The 4,086-nt window shown below is 36.7% G+C and carries 2 protein-coding genes and 1 pseudogene; all 3 read left to right on the top strand.

Translation table 11 applies throughout. The features are described 5' to 3' along the window. The first annotated feature begins 194 nt into the window (after positions 1-194). Entirely contained in the window at positions 195-2,057 is a 1,863-nt protein-coding gene (locus L2755_RS21780) for a zincin-like metallopeptidase domain-containing protein (RefSeq protein ID WP_248982736.1), read from the top strand. A 115-nt stretch (positions 2,058-2,172) separates the two neighbouring features. After that, positions 2,173-3,789, top strand: coding sequence for a tetratricopeptide repeat protein (locus L2755_RS21775; RefSeq protein WP_248982735.1), 1,617 nt, complete (start codon positions 2,173-2,175; stop codon positions 3,787-3,789). A gap of 179 nt (positions 3,790-3,968) precedes the next feature. After that, a pseudogene (locus L2755_RS22335) lies at positions 3,969-4,086 on the top strand (endonuclease); the annotation flags it as partial.

Genomic DNA, 4,086 nt, shown 5'->3' with positions numbered 1-4,086 from the left:
TAATAAACAAGATGCGCCTATTCCTCATTCCTAAATATCCATAATTGTTATGTTTTTATATAGGAGAAATAAATACTCTTAATAACTAATTTTTGTGATCTGGATCACGTTCGGTGTTGAGTTTTATTTTTTATATGGTTTATTAAAGGTATCTAGTGTGATTTTTCGCTAGTGTCACTCATTGGATTAATCATATGGAGAGCAATAAAAATACGATTGTTCAAACGCTCATCAAGAACAAGTTTGTCGAATCACAGAATGGAATAAAGTCAGCAAAGCAACTCGATTACTATATGAATCGAGGACGAACAGCCAATGACAAACTAACTACAAAGAAGTTTAAGCAGTTTATTAACAAACATAACCTTTCCAATATCCTAAAAAGTACTGAGTCTGATGCCAGCCCTAAAAGCATTTCTGAAGTAAAAGCACAGCTTGAATCAATTGAGGTGTTACCACCTAAGCCTAAAAAGAATCAGGTGGTATTAGATCAGGTTTTGGATATCTACAGAAAGTTTATTGAAAGTGGTGATGATTTTAAGTTCAAGAAGCCTTGGATAGACCAACAGGTGCTAGGCTTGCCAATAAATTCAAAAACGGGTGAGATGTATTCAGGTGGCAATGCATTACTTCTGGGGTTGTTGCAGAGTGAATTAGGACTGGATTTACCATTCTTCCTTAATCAGTCAAGCATCGAGCAACTAGGGCTTGAAGTGCCTGAAAAAGCTATAGCTGTATGCCAAAAAGTAGTCGAGCTTTTTGTTAATGATGCTTTAGAGGCTAATAATCCTGAAAAGTGGATATCAGCAAAGAAATATAAAAAGCTGGATCAAAAAGACCAAGATAACTACCGCCAACAGAAGATCCTCAAACAGTTCGAGCTGTATCATCATTCTCAGTTTCCCCATGCATTGCGTAACAATGAGATATATCAAGGTTGGATAGAACATTATAAAGAAACCAAGTTGCTGAGTAAGTTAGGTGAGTGCCATTCAAATGACGAACGGGCGAGGCTATTCGAACCAAAAATTTATGCGGCGAAGAGTCTAATTGACGCAAGTCGTAAAGCGATGGGAATTGATTTAGTTGAGCATCCAACTAGTTGTCATTACAGCCCTTCAAAAGATCAAATTGCAATGGTATCTGAACAAAACTTTAAGACGGATCATCCAGAGCTAGTTTATACAGGCGTTTATTGTCATGAATTATCCCACTCTACGGGAGCAGCATCTCGCTTAAACAGACCTTTAGTTAACAGTCTCGGTAATGAAGGAAGAATCCAAAAGAATATAGGTTTTGAAGAATTAATTGCCGAGAGCGGTAGTTTAATGATTCTTAAAAAACTAAATCTACCAAGCCTAACAGATAGTCAAAGTGCCGCTTATATAGCTGGTTGGCTCAAAACTCAAAAGGAGAGTGGTAGCAAGGACTTTTTGAGTATCGCTTGCCACCAAGGGGCTAATGCTGCTGATTTTATATTAACTAAAGCCAAAGAGTATCAAGTTCAGCTTGTAGAGAACTTGGACATCGAGCTGTTTCGGAAGAGTTGCTTAAGCAAGGGATATAGTAATGTTGATTCTGATACGTTGTTCATTGCTGATTATCTTAACAAGGCCACAATGAAAGCTGCTGATGAGTTCCTTGAAGGGTGTTTTGAAGGGCTAAATGAAGTTGAACTACTTGAGACTACAGGAAGGTTGTTATCAAGCTTAAAAGAGCAGTTTTTACTTACTGACGAGTTTAATCTCCACTTAAAGTATCAAAGAGGAATAGCTTTTTCTGATGCAAAGCAAGCAGGTGAGATTGTTGATGAGTATTCACTGAATGACATCTTTAGTGATGGTGTTGATGAAGGATTTAATGAGCATACTCTAGTTAATCGATTTCATGAGCTATACGGCAAAAGTAAGGTTACAGAATACCTTGATAGGCTTGAGGCTAATGGTGTTCAGTTGAGGGGCGATAGTGACGCTGTGGATTCTATAAGGGAACTGACGAACAAGCATTATCTGTTTGATGAGAGAGGTAAACCAAGTCGTAAAAGAGGGTTTGGTTAGTCATTCCTATTTTGAACTTAGATTTGATTTTAATATTCAGTTTATCAGTAACTTAGTGTATTGTTTGTTGGGCTAATTTTATTGACAGTTAACTAAGAGGTGGAGTTGAGTGAACATGGAAATCATGAACGATATCACTTTTGTGAATAATCACTGTGAACTGATAGGCAAGCAATATGAAGAAGCAAAAAACTTGTATCGGGATGCGCCTATTCAGACACTAGTTATTCTTAGATCTCTCATCGCTAATCTATGTGATACGATCAGCTCAGAGCTATGTCCTGATGTTGATACGAAGGATGTTTTTGATTCAATAAACAGTATTGAAACGACACAAAAATTAGACCGAAAAATCATTAGTAAACTTCATGAGATTCGCATAGCTGGCAACAAGGCCGCACATAAAGAAACATCTCGTTTAGAGAAAGAGGAGTTTATTGCTCTTGCGCTTAAGACTCTTCAAAACTTCTGTGAACTCATAAACCTTATCAGGTCATCTTTTCAAAGAGATATTACCCCCGACTACAACTTTGATGCTCAAATCCAGTCTTCGATACAAGATCTATCCTATAAAGCTCTTTTTGATAATGATCCTAATGCAAAGTATGTGGTTGGCTGTGCTTTAGCGCAAATGCACTATAAAAGACTTGATGACTTTGCTAATCCTGAAACAAATAAGGGAAGATACTATTTAGAAGATGAAGGTCAGCTCAAACGGGGCGTAGATCTCATTGAATCAGCAGCTATGAGTGATGGACATCTGGAAAGTTTGTATGAATATGCTGCTATTCTGATAAATGGTACTGAACGTGATAAAGATTTAAATAAAGGCATTGAATACTTTAGAAAGGCTGGTTTCAAGGGCCATGTTAGCTCTAGGGCATACCATGGTTACTATGTCATCAACAGACCATCATCTTTAGATTTTGAGATAGAAGAAGCTATCGAAAACTTAGAAATAGCAGCCTCTCATAATCATCCTATAGCTTTAGATACTTTGAGTGTTTTGTATCAAGAGGGCAGGCACCTCAGTAAAGATATAGAAAAATCAGTTAAATATCTCGCAAAAGCTGCTGTTGCTGGCTACCCAGAGTCTCAATATAAACTTGCAAATTATTACCATTCTACATGCAAAGATCATGGGTTATATATTTCTTATATGACTGAAGCCGCAAACAATGGCTATCCCCCAGCATATTTAAGCCTAGCTAGAACACATTCTCAGAGAGCAAGTACAGAAGAAGCAGTAAAAGCTTACAAGGAATATATAAGATTAAATCCAGATCCTATAGCTGAATTTGAGCTAGGGCATTTGATTCTTAGTTTTCAAAATAATTCTCTTGATAGCATTAAAACTGCATTAACTCATTTTATAAATAGTTATCGTAGTGATGGTTGCCCTAATAGTATAGCTAAACAGATTGAGGTAGCTTCAAAGAAAGGTTTAAATCTAATTGCAATTGAGTCGAGAAAACAAAATCTTTCTCTTGAAAAAATTAATGATACCACTGCGTTTTTTACGCATTTTGATTCTAATGCAAGACCTTTTAAGTCAACAGAAGATATGATGGAAGCAATAAATTCAATATATTATGATCGGGGTAACGCACATAAATATGTCTACTTGCCTACCCCTGTAGAGTCTCCGTCTATAGTTAAAAAAGTTGGACGGAATGACATATGCCCTCATTGTTCGTCAGGGAAAAAATACAAGAAATGTTGTGGGAAGTGATTCTACATGAACTTATTTAAAAATATATCCACCATTGCGATCTAGGTCTTTAGCTAATTAGGCAATACATCGAACTATCCGTTTAGCAAAGCAAATGCTCGTAAGGCATGTCTATCAGGATCATAGAGAAACTATCTACTGTGGTGCTAAATTTATTCAAAGAAGAAAGTTGAAGCCATGAGTATAGTTATATACAAGCTGATATGCACAACCTCTTCCCTGCAATTGGTGCTGTAAATGCTCTACGGAGTAACTATCATTTCACAATGCTATCAAGTTCGGTCAAATCTGATTTTG

Source organism: Shewanella abyssi, assembly GCF_023284025.1.
Classification (GTDB): domain Bacteria; phylum Pseudomonadota; class Gammaproteobacteria; order Enterobacterales; family Shewanellaceae; genus Shewanella; species Shewanella abyssi.
The sequence above is the reverse complement of the archived record's forward strand: the minus strand, read 5'-3'. Positions and strand labels throughout refer to the sequence as shown.